General features: G+C 52.2%; 18 protein-coding genes and 1 pseudogene. 11 read left to right on the forward strand and 8 right to left on the reverse strand.

Annotated features, from left to right (window positions below):
• Positions 1 to 11: 11 nt before the first annotated feature.
• On the forward strand, positions 12 to 1124 hold the full coding sequence (locus tag LC417_RS09690; RefSeq protein ID WP_033787431.1) for an FAD-binding oxidoreductase: 1113 nt from the start codon (positions 12 to 14) through the stop codon (positions 1122 to 1124).
• Positions 1125 to 1181: 57 nt separating this feature from the next.
• On the opposite strand, the gene LC417_RS09695 is transcribed toward LC417_RS09690, so the two are convergent.
• A complete protein-coding gene (locus tag LC417_RS09695) occupies positions 1182 to 1688 on the reverse strand; it encodes an RcnB family protein (protein WP_022625353.1) in 507 nt (168 codons plus the stop codon).
• Positions 1689 to 1820: 132 nt separating this feature from the next.
• Positions 1821 to 3074, reverse strand: coding sequence for a serine hydrolase (locus tag LC417_RS09700; protein WP_223565834.1), 1254 nt, complete (start codon positions 3072 to 3074; stop codon positions 1821 to 1823).
• Positions 3075 to 3314: 240 nt separating this feature from the next.
• Here LC417_RS09700 and LC417_RS09705 point away from each other — a divergent pair, with 240 nt between their 5' ends.
• The 9 genes from LC417_RS09705 (at position 3315) to LC417_RS09745 (ending at position 13820) form a co-directional block, all read left to right on the forward strand.
• On the forward strand, positions 3315 to 3983 hold the full coding sequence (locus tag LC417_RS09705) for a YecA family protein (RefSeq protein ID WP_033769584.1): 669 nt from the start codon (positions 3315 to 3317) through the stop codon (positions 3981 to 3983).
• 181 nt (positions 3984 to 4164) lie between these two features.
• Positions 4165 to 4758: a transcriptional regulator UhpA gene (gene uhpA, locus LC417_RS09710; protein WP_010251517.1), complete on the forward strand. Its 594-nt coding sequence runs from the start codon at positions 4165 to 4167 to the stop codon at positions 4756 to 4758.
• The gene (uhpB, locus tag LC417_RS09715) at positions 4755 to 6254 is read left to right on the forward strand and encodes a signal transduction histidine-protein kinase/phosphatase UhpB (protein WP_050679763.1); all 1500 of its coding nucleotides are present in this window, start codon (positions 4755 to 4757) and stop codon (positions 6252 to 6254) included. The genes uhpA and uhpB overlap by 4 nt, the downstream gene beginning before the upstream one ends.
• A gap of 9 nt (positions 6255 to 6263) precedes the next feature.
• A complete protein-coding gene (locus LC417_RS09720) occupies positions 6264 to 7592 on the forward strand; it encodes an MFS transporter (RefSeq protein ID WP_045140806.1) in 1329 nt (442 codons plus the stop codon).
• Positions 7593 to 7744: 152 nt separating this feature from the next.
• Positions 7745 to 9136 (forward strand): hexose-6-phosphate:phosphate antiporter, encoded by a 1392-nt coding sequence (gene uhpT, locus LC417_RS09725; RefSeq protein WP_010251526.1) that lies wholly within the window; start codon positions 7745 to 7747, stop codon positions 9134 to 9136.
• Positions 9137 to 9412: 276 nt separating this feature from the next.
• Positions 9413 to 10930 carry a transcription antiterminator gene (locus tag LC417_RS09730; RefSeq protein WP_223565772.1) on the forward strand — a complete coding sequence of 506 codons (1518 nt, stop codon included), beginning with the start codon at positions 9413 to 9415 and terminating at the stop codon, positions 10928 to 10930.
• Positions 10931 to 10948: 18 nt separating this feature from the next.
• Positions 10949 to 11422 carry a PTS sugar transporter subunit IIA gene (locus tag LC417_RS09735; protein ID WP_010251532.1) on the forward strand — a complete coding sequence of 158 codons (474 nt, stop codon included), beginning with the start codon at positions 10949 to 10951 and terminating at the stop codon, positions 11420 to 11422.
• Between the two features lie 107 nt (positions 11423 to 11529).
• Positions 11530 to 12954 carry a PTS fructose transporter subunit IIC gene (locus LC417_RS09740; protein WP_223565773.1) on the forward strand — a complete coding sequence of 475 codons (1425 nt, stop codon included), beginning with the start codon at positions 11530 to 11532 and terminating at the stop codon, positions 12952 to 12954.
• 5 nt (positions 12955 to 12959) lie between these two features.
• Positions 12960 to 13820: a ketose-bisphosphate aldolase gene (locus LC417_RS09745; RefSeq protein ID WP_223565774.1), complete on the forward strand. Its 861-nt coding sequence runs from the start codon at positions 12960 to 12962 to the stop codon at positions 13818 to 13820.
• A 34-nt stretch (positions 13821 to 13854) separates the two neighbouring features.
• Here the strand turns inward: LC417_RS09745 and LC417_RS09750 are convergent, their stop codons facing one another.
• Complete coding sequence (locus LC417_RS09750) at positions 13855 to 14673, reverse strand: CDP-diacylglycerol diphosphatase (protein ID WP_223565775.1); 819 nt, start codon at positions 14671 to 14673, stop codon at positions 13855 to 13857.
• A gap of 147 nt (positions 14674 to 14820) precedes the next feature.
• On the reverse strand, positions 14821 to 15177 hold the full coding sequence (locus tag LC417_RS09755) for a putative T6SS immunity periplasmic lipoprotein (protein WP_223565776.1): 357 nt from the start codon (positions 15175 to 15177) through the stop codon (positions 14821 to 14823).
• A 753-nt stretch (positions 15178 to 15930) separates the two neighbouring features.
• Between LC417_RS09755 and LC417_RS09760 the strand changes: the two genes are divergently transcribed.
• Positions 15931 to 16623, forward strand: coding sequence for a LuxR family transcriptional regulator (locus LC417_RS09760; protein ID WP_223565777.1), 693 nt, complete (start codon positions 15931 to 15933; stop codon positions 16621 to 16623).
• Positions 16624 to 16637: 14 nt separating this feature from the next.
• Here the strand turns inward: LC417_RS09760 and LC417_RS09765 are convergent, their stop codons facing one another.
• The 4 genes and pseudogenes from LC417_RS09765 to LC417_RS09780 form a co-directional block, all read right to left on the reverse strand.
• Positions 16638 to 17276 (reverse strand): acyl-homoserine-lactone synthase, encoded by a 639-nt coding sequence (locus LC417_RS09765; RefSeq protein WP_191917294.1) that lies wholly within the window; start codon positions 17274 to 17276, stop codon positions 16638 to 16640.
• 394 nt (positions 17277 to 17670) lie between these two features.
• A pseudogene (locus LC417_RS09770) lies at positions 17671 to 17778 on the reverse strand (hypothetical protein); the annotation flags it as partial.
• 879 nt (positions 17779 to 18657) lie between these two features.
• On the reverse strand, positions 18658 to 19185 hold the full coding sequence (locus LC417_RS09775) for a DUF2778 domain-containing protein (RefSeq protein ID WP_223565778.1): 528 nt from the start codon (positions 19183 to 19185) through the stop codon (positions 18658 to 18660).
• 749 nt (positions 19186 to 19934) lie between these two features.
• Complete coding sequence (locus LC417_RS09780; protein ID WP_223565779.1) at positions 19935 to 20255, reverse strand: hypothetical protein; 321 nt, start codon at positions 20253 to 20255, stop codon at positions 19935 to 19937.
• Positions 20256 to 20367 lie beyond the last annotated feature (112 nt).

A 20367-nucleotide genomic window follows, 5' to 3' on the forward strand; every position in this document is an offset into this window, starting at 1 on the left:
GGAACCTGATAATGGCGGTAAAAACTGAAATGAAAGTAGTTGTTCTGGGCGGTGGCGTAATAGGTGTCTCGACGGCGCTGGAGCTGACAAAACGGGGAGCGGCGGTGACGCTGGTGACCGAAGCCGCGCTCTGTTCTGGCGCATCGGGACGTTCACTCTCCTGGCTCAACTCGGCGGGTGAACGCTCCCGCCCCTATCACGCGCTGCGCATGGCGGGCATTGATCGCTATCGCACCCTGTTTGCTCAACAACCTACCCTCGACTGGCTGCGTTTTGATGGCGGCGTTTGCTGGTTCAGCAATGATGCAGCCGGCACGCAGGCGCGGCACGCCTATGAGAAAGCACACGGCTACGACTCACAACTCATCACCCCTGATAACGTGGCACAGGCGGATGCGACGATCGATCCCGACGCGCTGCCGTCGCAGGCGATTTTTAACCCCGGTGAAGGCTGGGTCAGTCTGCCGCACCTGTCAGAGTATCTGGTGAATCAGTTCCGGGCGCGGGGTGGTGAAGTGATTGAACACGCCGGTAAAGCCAGTGTGATCACCGATCAGGGCCGGGCCTGCGGCATTCGCAGTGAGCTGGGCGAACTGCGGGCAGATGCGGTAGTGGTCGCCTGCGGGCCCTGGACACCGGATGTGATTGCGCCACTGGGCGTGACGATTCCCAACGGATCGCCCGTCTCCATGCTGGTGATCACTGAACCGGGCAAACATGAACTCAAGGCGGTGCTGAACACGCCTCGCGCCGCCATCCGGCCAAACCCCGGCAACCGTTACGCCCTGGATCACGACTGGTACGAGGCTGATATCCAGAAGCTGGCCGGAGGCGATTACCATATTGATAAGCAGGTTGTAGCAAAGCTGGCCGAGGAAGCGAGTCAGCTGTTACGGGGTGACGAGCCACTCAGCGTCCAGAGCTGGAAAATTGGCCTGAAGCCGATTCCGGGCGATGGCGATCCGGTGCTGGGGCAACTGCAGAAGGTGCCGGGCTGTTATGTGGCGTTCACGCATTCGGGTGCAACCCTGGCGCTGATTGTCGGTGAGTTACTGGCTGAGGAGATTGTAAGCGGTGAAAAGCATCCGATGCTGGCAAGCTTTGGTGCTGAGCGTTTCAGCTAAAAAAAGCCGGTCATCACGACCGGCTGATTTTTACCGCTTATTTTAACCGCGCTTATTTTAACCGCGGAAGAAGATATCGCCCGATTTACCCATGACGATTTTGCCGGTGTCATTAGTAATAAGAATGTAATTGGCGTTGATATAGGCCCAGTGGGTGTTTTCCTGCGGAGCAGGCAGATTACGCTTTTGCCACTCATTGATGGTGTACGTTTTATCGGTGTACTTCTCTGGCACTGTGTCACCGATTTGGTACTGTTTGTAGTCGATGATGATGGTGCTGAGGTCGTAATTAGGGTGCGCGCCATTGGAAGGTGCCGGCGTGGTCGGCGTAATACCATCATTAGATTGTGAGCTGGTCGGCGCCTGGCTTTGCGCGGCACCGGCATCCGGCTGAACGCTGCCCGTATCAGGCGTAGCGGGCTGCGCATCCGGATTAGCAGGCTGAATCTGCGGCGGTGGCGGAACGGTATCCGTTGCTTCGCCAGCGGCTTGTACAGCGGGGATCAGGCTCAGCGAGCCAACCAGTAATCCCATTGATAAAAGTACACGTTGAGTCCTGCGCATAATGATTTCCACGTTGAATTTTGACAGTCAGGCTAAAGACAATGTTTATCGCACTTCAGTTCCGGCGCACTGACGCTATGTGTAAGGAAAAACAGCGCTATTCACTTTACTGCACACAGGCCAGGTAGCGGATCACTGTCCGACCACTTTATCCTGAGTTGCCAGATCGACCAACAACGCAATGCCTAAATAGTTACTCCAGTTAAAGCCGTTCTGCAGCACCACAATCGCATTGCCGTTACGTTTATCGTAGCCGATAAAACTGGCATAGCCGCCGATATAGCCCACCTGATAGGTAATCTGCTGCTGTTCGAAAGTGTCGGTCACCCAGGCGATATTCTGCGCCTGCGCGCCCTGCTGATACCACGCCTGATCTACCGCCGCGAAAGCCCGGTCCCGCGCAGCATCACCGGTAGCGCTGAGATGTGCGCGCAAATAAGCACTCAGATCGCGCGCATTACTGTAAAGACTGGCCGCGGCCACCATGTTGCCGTGAAAATGCCAGTCAGGCGTCAGCGTGCCGCGGCGAATAAATTTCGGCTGATCGCCTGCATGGCCCAGCGCACGCAGCGGATAGCCCGTCAGCGTTTCCGGTACAAAGCTGCTTTGGTTCATTTTTAACGGTGTGAAGATAAGCTGTGACGCCAGCGTCTGAATATCCTGATGACAACGCGTGCGCAGGATATAACCGAGCAGCGCATAGCCGAGGTTGGAGTAGTGTGGCATGCGTACCGCAGGTGCAGAGAAGTCCGCCAGATAACTCAGCAGCTTGTCGCTATCAAGATTGCCATAGAAGTTCTCGCCGGTGTCCAGATAACGAACGAACTGCTGCAGCATCGTCAGATCCATATCCTGTCGCGGCAGACCCGAGGTGTGCGTCACCAGCTGCAGCAGCGTGATGCGCCGCGCGTCAGCGCTGAGGCGAACGCCTTCCGGCAGAAGATCCGCCAGTGTATCGCTCCAGCGCAGCTTACCCTGATCAACCAGCTGGATAATCACTTCTGCCGTCACGCCTTTACTCAGCGATCCCAGCGCAAACAGGGTATCGGGCGTGATCGGATAGCGATGCACACGATCGGTGATGCCAAAAGCGTAATAGCGGGTCGGGCCACCGCGATGAATGACCGCAATGCTGATGCCGGGAACCTGCTTCTGTTGCATGTAATGCTGCACGATGTCATCGACATTTTCATGAAAGGTGGCGTGTGTCAGATAAACGCGGTCGCCCACCGGGGCGGAGGTTTGCGACAGGGTTCCACATCCCGCCAGCAGGAAGATAAAGGCTGGCATGAATCGCGTCATTAATCTGCTGATCCACTGGCCGCCAGGGGTCAGCCGTGCAAGGGAGACTGCAACAGCCGGCCTGCCAGTAAATCCATTTTTAATATATTAATCATTTACTTATTATTATTTAACACGCAACTGTCTGGCTGGAGCGCAAAAATGTACCATAAAGTGCTGTGGGCTATCGCCTGCACAACGGGGTGAAAGTGGTGCTAAACGCAGTTTAATCACCGCAGCATGCCCGAACAGGGTTAGCTGTGTTGCAGTCCTCAAGGGTGTACACTGCTGCGGTTTTAAGGCTCAACGCCGCTGAAATTTTTGAAATGCCCGGGAGGCAACCGCATGAAAGAAGGCCCACTGTCCGAAAAAGAGCTGCAATGGCTGGAAGATATGCTGGAAAAATATGGCAGCGAAGCATCGATTATTGATGTCTCCGAGCTCGACGGCCTGCTGACTGCCGTTCTCTCCGGTCCCGTCACCGTCGAGCCAAGCCAGTGGCTGGTGGCACTGTGGGGTGGCGAGAAGCAGATCCCAAAATGGAGCAACGAGCGTGAAATGACGCGCTTTATGTCGCTTTGCTTCCAGCATATGAATGATGTGGCTGACCGCTTATCTGAATTCCCTGAGCAGTTCGAACCGCTGTTTGGCATCCGCGAAATGGAAGGTCTGGAATTTACCGTGGTGGAAGAGTGGTGCTTCGGCTATATGCGCGGTGTCGCGCTGACCGACTGGTCTGCCCTGCCGCAGGATCTGCAACCTGCGCTGGACGCCATCGCTCTGCACGGCGTGGAAGAGAACCTTGAAAAGATCGATGCCATGACGCCGGACGAGATGGAAGCCAGCATTGAAGCTATTCGTCCTGCTGCGCTGGCGCTGCACGATCACTGGATCTCCCAGCCAGAAGCGATTCCCGTTCCCCAGAAGCCTGTCGCGGCAGAGAAACTGCCCGGCCGCAACGATCCCTGCCCGTGCGGCAGCGGCAAAAAATATAAGCAGTGCTGTCTGCACTGATCGGCTGCTTAGCCTCACGATCTGCCGGGCGGCGATTCAGCCCGGCATGCTTCTCTCACGATCCACGACAGTTTGACCTGCATCACTCTACCCACTCCCTTACCTGAATAGACTGCTCACGACTTGAACAGCTTCGTGCTTATCGCTAAGGTAAGCGCGATTTTACCCGCCAGGAATAAACATGATCACCATCGCGCTTATTGACGATCACCTTATCGTCCGCTCCGGCTTTGCCCAGTTGCTGGGCCTGGAATCGGATTTCCAGGTCGTAGCGGAATTTGGTTCTGGCCGTGAGGCGCTGGCAGGTTTACCGGGCCGGGGCGTTCAGGTCTGTATCTGCGATATTTCGATGCCGGATCTCTCCGGGCTGGAGCTGCTGAGCAAGCTGCCGACGGGCCTGGCCACCATCATGCTGTCAGTCCATGACAGTCCGGCCCTGGTGGAGCAGGCGCTTAATGCCGGTGCGCGCGGATTCCTCTCTAAACGCTGTCGTCCCGATGAACTGATCGCGGCGGTGCGCACGGTCTCCACAGGCGGCTGTTATCTGACGCCAGAGATTGCGATCAAGCTGGCCGCTGGTCGGCAGGACCCGCTGACCCGACGCGAACGTCAGGTGGCAGAAAAACTGTCGCAGGGCATGGCGGTAAAGGAAATTGCCGTTGAGCTGGCGCTGTCACCGAAAACCGTACATGTCCATCGCGCGAATCTGATGGAGAAGCTCGGCGTCAGCAATGATGTGGAGCTGGCGCGCCGCATGTTTGATGGCTGGCAATGAGCCCCTGTGTTTCGCGGCTGATCTCCATTGTCGCCAGCTTTTTCATCTTCTCGGCGGCCTGGTTCTGCCTGTGGAGTATCAGCCTGCACCTGGTGGAACGCCCGGAGCTGGCGGTGCTGCTATTCCCGTTTGGCCTGCGTCTGGGGCTGATGCTGCAATGTCCACGCGCTTACTGGCCGGTGTTGCTGGCAGCTGAGTGGATCATGCTGATCTGGCTGGCGAAGGTGGTCGCGCTGGCGCATCTGCCGCTATTAATGGCGGGCAGTGTACTGACGCTGCTGCCGGTGGCGCTGATCTCCCATTACCGCCATCAGCGTGACTGGCGCACGCTGCTGAGCCAGGGCGCGGCTTTGATCGCCGCAGCGCTGCTGCAATCCCTGGCGTGGGCGGGACAGCAGGAGATGCTGAACGCCCTGCTGCTGACGCTTACCGGTGGTCTGACGCTGGCTCCGACCTGCCTGGTCATCTGGCACTATCTCACCAGCACCCGCTGGCAGCCGCTGGGACCGGCGCTGGTCTCGCAACCGGTCAACTGGCGCGCCCGGCATCTTATCTGGTATCTGCTGCTGTTTGTCATCAGTCTGTGGTTGCAGCTTGGCCTGCCCGCTGAACTGTCGCGCTTTACGCCATTCTGTCTGGCGCTGCCGATTATTGCGCTGGCCTGGCACTACGGCTGGCAGGGTGCACTGATCGCGACGCTGATGAACGCTATCGCGCTGATCGCCAGCCAGACCTGGCACGATCATCCGGTCGATCTCCTGCTTTCGCTACTGGCACAAAGCCTGACCGGCCTGCTGCTGGGTGCCGGTATCCAGCGGCTGCGCGAGCTGAATCAGTCGCTGCAGAGTGAGCTGGCGCGCAACCGACGCCTGGCGGAACGGCTGGTCGAGACAGAAGAGAATGTGCGCCAGGAGGTGGCACGCGAACTGCACGATGATATCGGTCAGACGATTACGGCAATACGCACCCAGGCGGGCATTGTGCAGCGCCTTGCGCCGGATAATGGCCGGGTGATCCAGAGCGGCGTCCATATTGAGCAGCTCTCACTGGGTGTCTACGATTCAGTGCGGCGACTGCTGGGACGTCTGCGACCCCGCCAGCTAGATGACCTGTCACTTGAACAGGCAGTTCGCTCCCTGATGCGTGAGATGGAGCTGGAGGATTGCGGCATCGTCAGTCACCTTGAGTGGCGTATTGATGAGACGCTGCTGAGCGAAGCGCAGCGCGTCACGCTGTTTCGCGTCTGTCAGGAGGGGCTGAACAACATTGTGAAACACGCCAGCGCCAGCGCCGTGATGCTCAAAGGCTGGCAACAGAATGGTCGCGTTTTGCTGGTGATTGAAGATGATGGCTGCGGTCTGCCGCCAGGTTCCGGTCAGCAGAGCTTTGGTCTGGTCGGGATGCGCGAACGCGTGAGTGCGCTGGGCGGATCGCTGACTATCTCCTGCACCCATGGAACCCGCGTCAGCGTGCATCTGCCGCTGCGTATGGCCTGAGGAACCACCGTGTTTAACTTTCTGAAAACGCCCGCTAACGCCGCTCCGCTGCAGGACAAAAGTGAGATTGACAGCCGCTATCGCTACTGGCGACGGCACATCATGTCGACCATCTGGATCGGCTATGCCCTGTTCTACTTTACCCGCAAAAGCTTCAATGCGGCAGCGCCGGAAGTGATCGCCAGCGGCGTGATGATGCGCACCGATATTGGCCTGCTGGCGACGCTATTTTACATCACCTACGGCCTGTCGAAGTTCTTCTCCGGCATCGTCAGTGACCGCTCCAACGCCCGTTACTTTATGGGGCTGGGGCTGATCGCTACCGGCGTGGTCAATATCCTGTTTGGCTTCTCGACCTCACTGTGGGCCTTTGCGCTGCTGTGGACCATCAACGCCTTTTTCCAGGGCTGGGGCGCGCCGGTCTGCGCGCGCCTGCTGACCAGTTGGTATTCACGTAACGAGCGCGGCGGCTGGTGGGCATTATGGAACACCGCGCACAACGTTGGCGGTGCGGTTATCCCGATCGTTATCGGCGCAGTGGCGCTGCACTATGGCTGGCGAATCGGAATGATGATTGCGGGCGGTTTAGCGATTCTCGCCGGACTGTTTCTCTGCTGGCGTCTGCGCGACCGGCCTCAGACTGTCGGCCTGCCCGCGGTAGGCGACTGGCGACAGGATGAGATGGAGATGGCGCAGCAGCAGGAAGGCGCAGGTCTGAGTCGCAAAGCGATCCTGACCCGCTACGTGCTATTCAACCCCTATATCTGGCTGCTGTCGTTGTGTTACGTGCTGGTCTATGTGGTTCGCGCGGCGCTCAATGACTGGGGAAATCTCTACATCTCCGACACGCTGGGGGTGGATCTGGTGACGGCCAACTCGGTAGTCACCCTGTTTGAGCTGGGCGGTGTGATAGGCGCACTGGTCGCGGGCTGGGGCTCGGACAAGCTGTTTAACGGCAACCGTGGCCCGATGAACCTGATTTTTGCAGCCGGTATTTTACTTTCCGTCGGCTCACTGTGGCTGATGCCCTTTACCAGTTACGTGATGCAGGCAGCCTGCTTTTTTACTACCGGTTTCTTTGTCTTTGGCCCGCAGATGCTGATTGGTATGGCGGCAGCCGAATGTTCCCATAAAGATGCGGCAGGCGCAGCAACCGGCTTCGTCGGCCTTTTCGCCTATCTTGGTGCGTCACTCTCCGGCTGGCCGCTGGCGTGGGTTATCGACGTCTGGCACTGGAGCGGCTTCTTTGCGGTCATTGCCACGGCGGCGGGGATCTCCGCCCTGCTGCTGCTGCCGTTTTTAAATGCTCAGGCACCGCGCCCCCTGCCTGAAGCGTGATACGCCTCTCCTTTTTGCCCCGAGTGGGGCAAAACTAAGAAATTTTCCTGGTTTCGCCTGGATGCTGTCTCAGGCCAGTCTGGCGGCAGGTTTTTACAATGCCAGCCATTCGCTGCCCATTGCAGCTATTCCAACCAGGAGAATCCCCTTCCATGCTGGCATTCCTCAAACAGGTGCGCAGACCGACGCTGGATCTGCCCATCGAACTGCGGCGCAAGATGTGGTTCAAGCCGTTTATGCAGTCCTATCTGGTGGTCTTTATCGGCTACCTGACCATGTATCTGATCCGCAAAAACTTCAATATCGCGCAGAACGATATGATCACCACCTACGGACTGAGCATGACGCAGCTGGGGATGATCGGTCTGGGCTTCTCCATCACCTATGGCGTCGGGAAAACCCTGGTCTCCTATTATGCTGACGGCAAAAACACCAAGCAGTTCCTGCCGTTTATGCTGATCCTCTCGGCCATCTGTATGCTGGGTTTCAGCGCCAGCATGGGCACCGGATCCGTCAGCCTGTTCCTGATGATCGCCTTCTATGCCTTAAGCGGATTCTTCCAGAGTACCGGCGGCTCCTGTAGTTACTCCACCATCACCAAATGGACGCCGCGCCGCAAGCGTGGCACCTATCTTGGCATGTGGAATATCTCACATAACCTCGGCGGTGCCGGTGCGGCAGGCGTTGCGCTGTTTGGCGCCAATGTGCTGTTCAACGGCCACGTAATTGGGATGTTTATCTTCCCGTCTATTATCGCGCTGATTGTTGGTTTTATCGGCCTGCGCTACGGCAGCGACTCCCCGGAATCTTATGGCCTGGGCAAGGCCGAAGAGTTGTTTGACGAAGAGCTGAGCGATGAGGACAAAGAAGCCGAAGATGAGTCGATGACCAAATGGCAGATCTTTGTTGAGTACGTACTGAAGAACAAGGTGATCTGGCTGCTCTGCTTCGCCAACATCTTCCTCTATGTGGTGCGCATCGGGATCGATCAATGGTCAACGGTTTATGCCTTCCAGGAGCTGAAACTCTCTAAAGAGGTGGCGATTCAGGGCTTTACCCTGTTTGAAGTCGGCGCACTGGTGGGCACGCTGATGTGGGGCTGGTTATCCGATCTGGCCAATGGCCGCCGTGCGCTGGTGGCCTGCGTCGCGTTAGCGCTGATTATTGCCACGCTCGGGATCTATCAGCATGCCAGCAACCAGTATGTCTATCTGGCGTCGCTGTTCGCCCTGGGCTTCCTGGTCTTTGGCCCGCAGCTGTTAATCGGCGTCGCCGCGGTCGGCTTTGTACCGAAAAAGGCAATTGGCGCAGCGGATGGTATCAAAGGCACTTTCGCCTATCTGATTGGTGACAGCTTCGCCAAACTGGGCCTGGGCATGATTGCCGACGGCACGCCGATATTTGGCCTGACCGGCTGGGCAGGCACCTTTGCCGCACTGGATGCCGCTGCTATCGCCTGTATCTGCCTGATGGCGCTGGTTGCGGTGATGGAAGAGCGTAAGATTCGCCGCGAGAAACGGCTACAGCGTTTGAAGATGGCGTAAAGATAAAATCTGGCCCGGCGTAAGCCGGGCTTTCCCGCCAGGTTCCGCCCTCAGCCATTGATGTAGCCCCACCAATCGGATCACTGCCAGTCAGCCCGCCAAACCCTCCCATCCCCTTTCACTTATTCTTTCACCTCGTCCCCGATTATTTAAGAAATTCACTGTCAGGTGGTCAGCCTGCACACTTAGTTGTGGCCATGTTTTAATATTTACATGGCATAGTGCCTTTGCTTAGATGATAACTGACAAGGCGAATAACGGATTAAGCGGAACCTGATGATGATGAAGGCGCTGACTGAACGGCAACTGACGATTATGCGACAGCTTATTTCTCATAACAGTTATGTGAGCCTGCACGCTATTTCAGAAAAAACAGCAATCACCACCCGAACCTTGCGCCGCGACATCGCCGATATTAACGAAAAACTTTCTGACCAGGGAATCAATCTCAGCGGAAAAAGTGGGAGAGGGATCACAATTAAATTCGCTGATGCGCAGTCGGAAATAGCCGCGCGCCGGATTTTCTCAACCGAAGTGGATGATTTCAGCAGTAACTTCAGGATGCTGAAAATAGCGTCGGATTTATTAATGCTGTCACCAAAAAGTTCATCCATCAGCGAACTGGCGGATAAATATTTTATCAGCCGCGCCTCGATAGTGAATGATTTAAAAACATTAGAAGCATGGTTACATCAGTTTGATTTAACCTTATTAAAAAGCCGTGTCGGAACCAGCATAAAAGGCAGTGACCATAATATTCGCATGGCGATGAAAGCGCTGGTGTTAAAATCGATTTATAACCGTCAGGACATGATGGAAAGCCGTCTGGATGAAAGCACGCTGCAGGAGCTTTCAGAGAAGTTTGGTCAGCAGGCTGTCCATTTTACCCTGCAATTAATTAATTTTATTGAACAGCAACTGCAATATACGATAAGCGATCCTTACTACATCAATTTATTTACGCATATTCTGGTGCTGATCCACCGCAGTCACTCGCCGATGCACAGGACCGACGCCCGCGCGGTGTCGATGAACCGGGTCAGCGACCATCACGCCTGGCAGGTGTCACTGGCGGTGATAGAACGCATTGAGACCGCTTACAACACGGTACTGGTGGCCGAAGAGTCTCACTCTATCTATCAGTATCTGGTCTCTTCCGGTAAGGCGGGCGGTGAGTCACCACAGCACGATGACTCCCTGATTTCAGAGCGTGAAACCCGCTTTGCTGAGGCGCTGATCGCCCGGGTGGCGCAGCGCATCAACATTGAAATCACTACCGACCAGAACCTGCAGGCGTCATTGTCCTCGCATATCAAGCCGATGCTGAACCGCCTCAGATATCACATCCGGATTAAAAATCCGCTGCTGCATGATATCCAGACCGAGCTGGGAACGGTGTTTGCCGCCGTGAAAGCGGTAATCAGCCAGCTGACGCAGGAGTACAGCCTGGATGAGATCAGTGATGACGAAGTGGCTTACCTGACGGTGCATATTCAGGCAGCCATCGAAAACAGCATCAAGGTAAAACGGGTCTTGCTGGTCTGCTCCAGCGGTCTGGGCACCTCGCAGCTGCTTTACGGACGCATTATCCGCGCCTTTCCCGACTGGAAAATTATCGACATCGTGCCAGGGAAAAATATTGCTGACTCCCTGAAACGACACGAGTGTGACGTGGTGATTTCCACCATCAGGCTGGAACCGCTGGAAAAACCGGTGGTGTATGTCTCTGCCCTGTTCTCGGCGAAAGATATCGCAAGAGTAACGGAGTGTCTGGTATCGAATTCGATTAATTAATGATAATGGAGAAGCAAAATGACGACAGCCGTGGCTATTAACGAAGTATTAAAAGAAGAGTGCATTATTCTCGATGTCGATTGCCAGACCAAAGAGCAGATTATTTCTCAACTGACCGACCTGCTCTGCCAGACCGGGGCCGTCACCGATAAAGTCGCTTTCCTTAAAGATGTTTATCTGCGTGAGGAATTAGGCTCCACCGGATTTGAAAATCATATTGCTATTCCGCACGGTAAATCTGCCGCCGTCGCCAAAACCCGCATTGCCGTGGGTCGTTTACGCCAGGATATTCCGTGGGAGACCATCGACGGCACTAAAGTCCGGCTGGTTATTCTGTTCGCAGTAAAAGAGTCCGATAAAGATGTGGGCCATATCAAAATGCTCGCCAAAATATCCATTGCGTTAGGCGATGAGGATGTTGTCGAGCAATTACTTAATGTCCCGCATCGCGAAGAGATGTTTCATTTACTGTTATCCCGATCGGGAGCCTGAATAAACCGGAGAGCAGCATGCAATAAAAAATAAAGGAGGTATTCCAGGTTGTAGCCATCCCTTCAGACCGAAAAACATAAATATAAAATTTTCACTGGAGAACATTTATGAACATTATTGCCATTACCGCCTGTCCTACAGGTGTCGCCCACACCTACCTTGCCGAAAGTAATTTAAAAAAAGCGGCTAAAAAACTGGGCCTGAATGTATTAGTTGAAACCCAGGGCGCGATTGAAAGCGAATATATTTTCAGCGATGACGATATTCATCGGGCGGACGTCGTGTTAATCGCCGCAGATAAAAAAGTTGAGATGGCGCGCTTCCAGCATAAAAACGTGATTGAGGTGCCCGTTACCCGTGCCGCGAAGGACGCTGAAGGCCTGTTAAACGCCATTGTTAACGGCGAGCTGGCTCCCAGGCTGGCCAACTCCGCTCCGCAGGCCAGTGCATCTGAACCGGCTAACAGTGCCCGTGAGGCATCGGGTTCCCGTTCCTGGATTTCAGAGATTTATGTGCACCTCATCACCGGCGTGAACCTGATGATCCCTTTTGTGGTGGCGGGTGGCATTCTGATCGCGCTGAGTTTTTCATTCGGGATTACGGCGGCCACACCAGGGGACGCGAACTTCAGCCCGATAGCGAAGATGCTCTCTGACATTGGTGGCGGTTCCGCCTTTGCCCTGATGCTGCCGATTCTTGCGCTGGGGATCAGCCAGTCTGTCAGCGGCAAAGCGGGCATCGTGGCGGGCGCCGTGGGCGGGATGATGGCGATCCACACTGGCTCCGGCTTTCTCGGCGCGCTGATTGCCGGCTTCCTTGCCGGATACATCACGCTGTTGATCAACAACCATATCCATCTGCCCAAAGCGGTCGCCGGGCTGAAACCTATTTTAATCGTGCCTCTGTTAAGCGTGCTGCTGACCGGCGCATTGATGGCGCTGCTGATTGGTGAGCCGATCAAAATGCTGCTCGGCTGGCTGACCGACTTCCTCAGTTCGCTGGGTAACACCAACGCGGCCATCCTCGGCCTGCTGTTCGGCATGATGGTGGCCTTTGATATGGGCGGCCCGCTGAATAAAACCGTCTGTATGTTTGCGATTGGCCTGATGTCGAGCGGGGTTTACGGACCGATTGCCGCCTGTATGGCGGCAGGCATGGTGCCGCCACTGGGCATCGCGCTGGCAACCACCCTCTTCCGCCGCAAGTTTACCGAGCAGGAGCGTGAGACCGGCAAGGTCACCTACATCCTCGGTCTGTCATTCATTACCGAAGGCGCAATCCCTTACGCGGTCGCCGATCCACTGCGCGTCATCCCGGCCATTGTGGCGGGCTCCGGTTTAGCGGGCGCCCTCTCAATGATGCTGGGCTGTGCTTCCCGCGCTCCGCACGGCGGCATTTTCGTCATCTTCATTCCTAACGTGATCAGCAATGTCATGGGTTATCTGTTTGCGATTGCCGCAGGCAGTTTGCTGACAGCGCTGATCCTGCTGTTCCTGAAAAAAGATATCTCCGTTCCTGCAAAACAAGGATAAAACCTATGCTTTACAACATGAAAGATCTGCTCAGCGTTGCCCGACAGCATCAGTTTGGCGTTGGCGCGTTTAACATCGCCAGCGCGGAGTTTGGACGTGTGGCGGTTGAGACTGCCGAGAGACTGGATTCACCGCTGATTCTGGAGATCCATCCTGAAGAGATGGCCTTTACCGGCCCGGAATTTATCGGCTATCTGCGGACGCTGGCGATTCAGGCGCGCGTGCCGGTGGTGATCCATCTGGACCATGGCCGCTCGCTGGAAGAGGTGATGAAAGCGATCTACGCCGGTTTTACCTCGGTAATGATTGATGCCTCTTCTCATCCTTTTGAGCAGAACATTGCGCTGACGAAGAAGATTGTCGAGATAGCGCACACGATTAATGTCTCTGTGGAAGCGGAGCTGGGCACCATCGGTGTGGCGGAAGGCAGCGGCGAAGGCGGCAGTAACGAGATTCTCTACACCGATCCGCAGCAGGCCGAGACCTTTGTGCGCGAGACCGGCACCGACACGCTGGCGGTTGCCATCGGTACCTCGCATGGCCTCTACCCCAAAGGTAAACAGCCAAAGCTGGATATCGAGCGCCTGCAGCAGATCCGTAAGTTGGTTGATATCCCGCTGGTGCTGCATGGCGGTTCGGGCAACAAAGACAGCGAGGTCGCGGAATCGATCCGTTATGGCGTCGGTAAAATCAATATCTCCAGTGATATGAAGAAGGCGTTCTTCGTGGCGCTGGAGCAGGAACTGAAGCTTGGGGGTCACGAGCCTAATTCCCTCTTTGTTAAACCGATGCAGGCGGCAAGTAAAGTGGTCGCGGCGAAGATGGCGCTGTTTAGTTCGGTGGGGAAAGCGGCGTTGTATCGGTAAGGGGTTGGTGGGGGATGGCTGGGGTGAGGTTGAGTTACTTCCCGGCTGAAACCTCAGCTGGCGGCGCTGAAAGAATAGCGCAGCGTTTATCCAGCAGCGACTCAACGGACGCCCGATTGCCCTTATCCCAGCCGCGCCGGGTAGTTAGCAGGATAAATCCTTTTTCTCCCGAAAACGTCGCCGGGATGAGCGCCACACCAGACTCTGCCAGCTGCGGCGGCGACAGCCGGAAATGGCGTGCCACGGAGGAGACAGGATAAATACCCATCGCCGTCGGCTGCATAACGCGACGGGCATAGTAGGTGTGGTTCAGCAAACGGTCGGGCAAGGGTCGCCAGTCATTATGAACAAAGGGGCGCTCGGCCTGAAGCTGCCGATAGACATCCTCCCGCAGGCAGGTCAGATGAATATGCAGTTGATTCTGGCTGCGGCCATAAGCGGAATTCAGCGCCATGCCGAGCCGATCCTCAGGCACTTCTGCACCATAGGCCGCCATCAGACGATAGCGCATTAACCAGGCGTAGCCGAAATAGTCGGGACGTCGGGGGTGCGTCAGCGCGATGCTCTCAATGCCGGACATCGCCACCGTCGGCACCAGAATAAAGTGCAGCCTGTGGCGAGGATTCTGGATGATGCTGTAGCCCTGCGTGCTGTCCTGCGGCAGATAGATTTGCTGGCAGGGAGCCGGATCGCGACGATAGTGATAGTTATTCATGCAGAGATCATGTGTGACCGTCCACAGCGCGTCAGAGCGGGCGCATCCTGTCAGCAGCAGCGCGATGACCAGTGGCAGAGAACGGCATCGCCACAATAATTTCCCGTTCAGCGGATGGCGTCCGGTCAGGCGACTCAATGCAGGTACAACCTCATCAACAAGGGTTCATATTGGGGGAGCGTTTATCCAGTTTAGCACGGAGCCAGTGGTAACCAGCTTCGGGTTGGTTAGTATAGCGCTGGTGTTGCAGGGTGGTTAGGGCAACTGAGTGAATGTTCTGCCTCCTTATTCTTTGGAATAAGAAAAATCAGCAGTGACTAAATGCGACACTGATTTATCAGATTGAACATCATAGGCGAAATAATAACGTTCTCCAGTTGTGAACTTAAATCCAAACACAGGAAGGCACTCACCTTTTGGAACATAAACAGGTTTGTCATCAAAAACCTTGTGAAGAGAGTTGCTTTTATCGCTGTTGATTTGAATGGCAGTAATCCTTTCTTGTGGCTCCAGTGGCGACACCACACAAACCTGCTTGTCTTTGATAAATGCCGTTGTAGATTCGCGCTCCACCATTCGGTCGCCAGGCCCAGGGCATCCCGTTAAGAGAAATACGACACCCAGCATCATCTTGTTTTTCATGATTAACGCCCCTTCCCTGTTACGATTTTCTGATAAAGCGTGGGGACATCCTGCAACATATCATTGCCCCTGTACATCCCCATGCGCCCTGGCCTCTGATAGAAAGACCACTTACTCATCCCATAAACCAGTAGTAACCAATAATCAGCTAAAATAGAGACTTGCTGTTCAGGAGAGTAATCAGGTTACTGGCCTACTTACACGACCTGATGTGCCTCCTGCTGATTAACACTCGCTTGTCATCACCTATATGGCCAGTGAAAGCGCAGGCGTTAAGCCGGCTGCAGGGTTGACCTGAACGTTTGCCATCAGGCCCTATGTCCGAAACCCACAGGGGTTAGCGCAGCAGAACTGACGACCCGATAACGCCGGGTAGCCAAAGGGGTGCATAAGCATCAGGATTTTAAAACCGTCAGCAGCCAGATACTGACTCGGTGTCTGTTTAATTACGCCTGCCAGCATGAGTTTTGTTATGAAAAATGCTGCTGTCGGTTCACTCCAGTCCGCAATAACTTAAAATCGCGAATCATTATTCGAATAATCCTGCTGTCCCCGCAGATTTTTGTGAATCCCGATAATTCATCTGTAGTCCTGTAAGCTGATCTTTACATCCGTTTTGTAAAGCAAAAACATCCAGAATATTGGTGGCAGATGTCGTTTCCACTGTCCATAGCTGGATTAAAATACGATTAGCAACAGCTAACGAAGCGGATTATACTGGTTTATCCACTCATCCCGGAGGTAGAAACTGACGTGAAGGATACATACTACAACGATACAAGAATCAATTTGTTAATCCAGAGTGAACTGAATGCATTCTTTGAGGATTACAAGGGTATTATCTATGCCTACGCCATTATGAACAAGAAAGACCCTTCACAGATGCGTATTATTAATAACAATCCTGAGTGGTTCGACATATACCTTGAAAGAAAGTATCAGTTTATTGATCCTGTCATTATTCAGAGTTTACGTTGTGTTGAAGATTTTTTTTGGGAAAACAACGTTATTCTGTCAGGCGGCTACAATCTCACGCGAATTTTTAATGAAAGCTTTCAATATAATATTTTCCAGGGACAGACATTCCCTCTGCATGACTACCTGAACAACCTGGCTTTGCTATCCATTATCAGTCAGAAAGATTCTGGTATTGACATGAAAAAAAATCGTTCGAAAATAGCTAGTTTTCTTATTAAATTGCATCAGAAGACGCTTAACTTATACAGTCAACACCATCAGAAAAAGAACGTTTTTTTGTCACCGCGTGAACGCCAAATACTTAAGTGGGTCGGCGCCGGGAAAACATACGCCGAAGTTGCGGTCATTTTATCTATTGCGGAACGCACCGTAAAATTTCATATGGGCAACGTCATGAAAAAGCTCGGAGTGAATAACGCCACACATGCGGTAAAACTCGGGACGGAGCTCCGGCTGCTGGACAACTGAGCCAGCGTTACGGGTTAAAGATGGCGTAAGTGCCGGGACATCTCACGAAGCCAGCCACTGGCTTTGTCCCTGGTGATAATATCTTCCACGATGCTCATGCTGGCAGGCATGAAAATGTAGTAGATAACTTCCCCTTTTTCAGAAAGGCCTTTCTGAATAACTTCTATTTTCCAGTTCGCATGGCGAAATATTGCATACATGCCGCGACTTGCCACAGCGTACATCCCCCGATAGTTTCTCTTCATGCAATAAAAAATCATTGCAAGGAATAACACTTTACTGGCGGGCAAGCCATGAAGGCCTGCAGAGTCACGTCTTTCTTTATCTAAAAACAGCCGGCTAATCTCACAACAGGGGATATCTGTGGGGAGACCACTTATGCCCTCGAAATATTCATGAAAAATTTCGCTCATCATCGTCGGCTGCGTCGAATCTATAAACCGTGCACCACATAGCAACTTCCCGTTATGCATGCCCAGCAGGTAAGTCGTATTTTCGTTGTCAAATTGATCCTTTTCCATGCCGTCAATGCATTCGACTTTCCAGTCGAGCCTCTCACGAAATGTTTTTCTTCTGAGCCGGTAGAGTTCGGTTGCTAATTCTGGCGGAAATTCATCGTAATCACGCAAAAAAAACTCAATAGCAGAATTCATTCATTCATTCCTGATAATCACACATGGAAACCATTACCCCTGTCTTTTAAGACAGCTTTTATTACACCTGCGCAGACCCTATACTTAAAAAAGTACCTGACCACCGGGCACTCACCATGCTTAGCGGTCAGGAGGTCAAAGACCAAGTCAACACCAGGGAAAACCCACCCGCGATTATCTGATATTTCAGGTACCGGGTACAGAGTGCAATAAGCGCTCAAACGATAATTATATTAAAATACGAAAAACATCAATTAACTATAGTTTAATTATTGCCCTTTATAATTTTAAGGGGCAAGCTTTCCTGTTGTATTGACTAAAGCAACTATTATCTAATCTGTGATACAGGTTAACCGGGGGTTTCCCCGCCTGACACTAATCTGTTGCTGAAGACATCGCCACCAAACTGTTCAGCCGTTATACGAAACCCCTCACCATTATCGTTACAGATACCGCCAGCAGCGAGTAACCGGCCGACGCCTTTGATGTTAAGCGTTCCGTAGGTTTCTGGCTGGCTGTCTCCCGCCTCCCACGCTGAGCTGCCTTAATGAGGTTGGCGCAGGTATTCCGTCAGAGCGTCGGTGATCACGCTTACTCACTGCATGATTAAACGCACCGATAGTGTTTTGTCTCCACCGAATCTGAAGGCATTTTCATTGCCGCAAATTAACTTACCGTTGTCGTCAATGTAAAACAGCCCGGCGGACAGAACACACACATCATTCAGGCATACCACATCACCACACTCTATCATGGCTTTTAGTTGTTCCTTTGACCGTTCTCCGTGTCTGGAAAGCGTTCCGGATTATCCCTCGACAGGCAAATAAGACGGTTTCCTGGCAAGCTCAATCACGTATAAACATCCCTGTGTTGTCTCTTTCATTCCCAGAGGGATAATCGGACTGCAGGAAAGTGAATTAAACAATCACGCAACGAAAACCCGATGTCCAGGTGGGGGTACACCAGAAAAGGGTCAGCAGGTTACAATGCAACTCAATCAATTGCGCATGCACGTATTTTGGGGCAAGAAAACCTAAGATTTAGCCGTACATATCATAATAATTTAATGCGCAATGTGAGCAAATTTACATCATTCAATTTATAAGCAGTTTTTTAACTTCTGCCAGAATTAATTCACATCTTATAAAATCATTGTTTAGTGTTAAGTTGCTTCTCAATGAATCTGATTATAATCTGATAACCGATGAGTGTTACCATTGTACAGATCACTAATAGCGCAATCCCCACAAAACCCTCAATATCGCGTTGATTAAATAGCCCTGCTAATTTTATCCAAAACCGCTGTTGTTCTTCTGTCGATGGATCTGACGGTCTTACCAGAAGGAACGTCATTACAAACAAAGATACTGCGATAAGGATTCTAAACCCCGCTGGGACACGTTTTGCTTCCATTTAAAACCACCTCAATTGTGCCAAAAGACATTAGTCCATTACGTAATTTCACTTGTGAAGTAGAGAGTAATACTTGCCGAATAGCGATGAAATCAGTTCTGTGTTGCAAAGTGATACAACCTAAAGATACACCAAGAGGCCCGCGAGGATGTAGTCTGAAATTCCCACGCTCTACATTATTAACCCACATATGATCATCTATCCTTCCATCATCACGATACAAAGCAAACCATTCATACTTGATAACTGGTGTTGAAGTAGGCCATGAGTAGAAATCATGCAAGTCAGTTCGGATTATACCTTTCCAGCCACCGGTTGGGCGCTTAACGATGTGATATAAACCATCAGGTATTGGCCCGTTGTCTGGAACTGCAATACATCCTGCACGATTGCGATATTCCCTGTTACCAGAATACGCCATAAACGTCCCGATCCCATACATGAGTAAAGGTGAGTAATCTGCATCATTGACAGTAAAAATTCCTTTTAATACCATGTCTGGCTCCTTCTACTTTGATCATTTTATAGATGAGTGTGATTTATCATAATGCCTCATCATAAAATGAAAATGATCTGCGTCTAATATTCAACACAATCATGAGTTAGTGATATATCTAATATTTAGTGTGTTTCTATTTCGCCAACGTGCTGAAAACGCTGATAGACTTTGATAACTCAGTGCTGAATGTAGATAACACTCTTTATAATTCTACCGCCAGAAGACCTGCGCCAGATGCAGGAGGTCACAGCGGAGATAGTGTGCTTAACACAGAGTTCCGTTGCACGAACTCCAGTTTCAGATTCGGCTTGGCAGAGGTGCTGATTCGGGAAAATATCTTTTATGACAATGTCATCATGAGACTTATTAAGACATTACTAACTGTGCCGTATGTTAATCTATTAGGTGCAGCTCATTGGCAGCAAGTCAATTAACAGAGATAATCGGCATGCGTTTATAAATCACAATTAAACCTGCTGGGACTAATTAATCTATAAATCAGAATCTATGCAAAGGTCACGAATTTATGAATGATTTAACAAGCCGATTAGCGATTTATACTTGAACGATAGGTATGAAAATACGAAATCTCAATTAGCCAATCAGGATAAAAAATTAACTTATTATAAAAAATCTTTTTACGGGAGCGACACACTCAAAAAAAAGAATAGAGATGTGCTCCCGCTAGTTGATATTCTGTATTTACTATCAGGCTTGAAAAGACCTACTACTATAATACTAATAAATTATTTTTGAATGATCAGCACCCAATATGTTTTGGCTAAATCACCTGGGTTTGGCGGCATTTTACCAGATTTCATTGAAGATAAAGCTGACATATCTGATTGCTCCAGAACATGCGTAATCTTCCAGCCTGCTTTTGACAAAGCAGGTACTGTGCCTGAGATATCGCTACCACATGAAAAAGAGGTGTTGTCAGAGAGGGTTGCTGCACTATTGGATTGAGGCAGCGAGGCCGAGCGACAGACGTGTGCCTCATCAGCTAAAGCAGCGGTAGAGAACAGGCCGAGAGCGAAAAGAGACACTGAGAATTTTAACGCTTTCATAAGTAAATCCTTATATTGTGGAAAGTTTTCATTAACCCTCTGAATTGAAATACATCCTTATAGCCACTTCTTACGCGTCATGAGGCGGAAAATAACAAGGGAAGTCTATTCC

It is taken from the genome of Pantoea sp. OVA07A, assembly GCF_019969975.1.
Lineage (GTDB): Bacteria > Pseudomonadota > Gammaproteobacteria > Enterobacterales > Enterobacteriaceae > Pantoea > Pantoea agglomerans.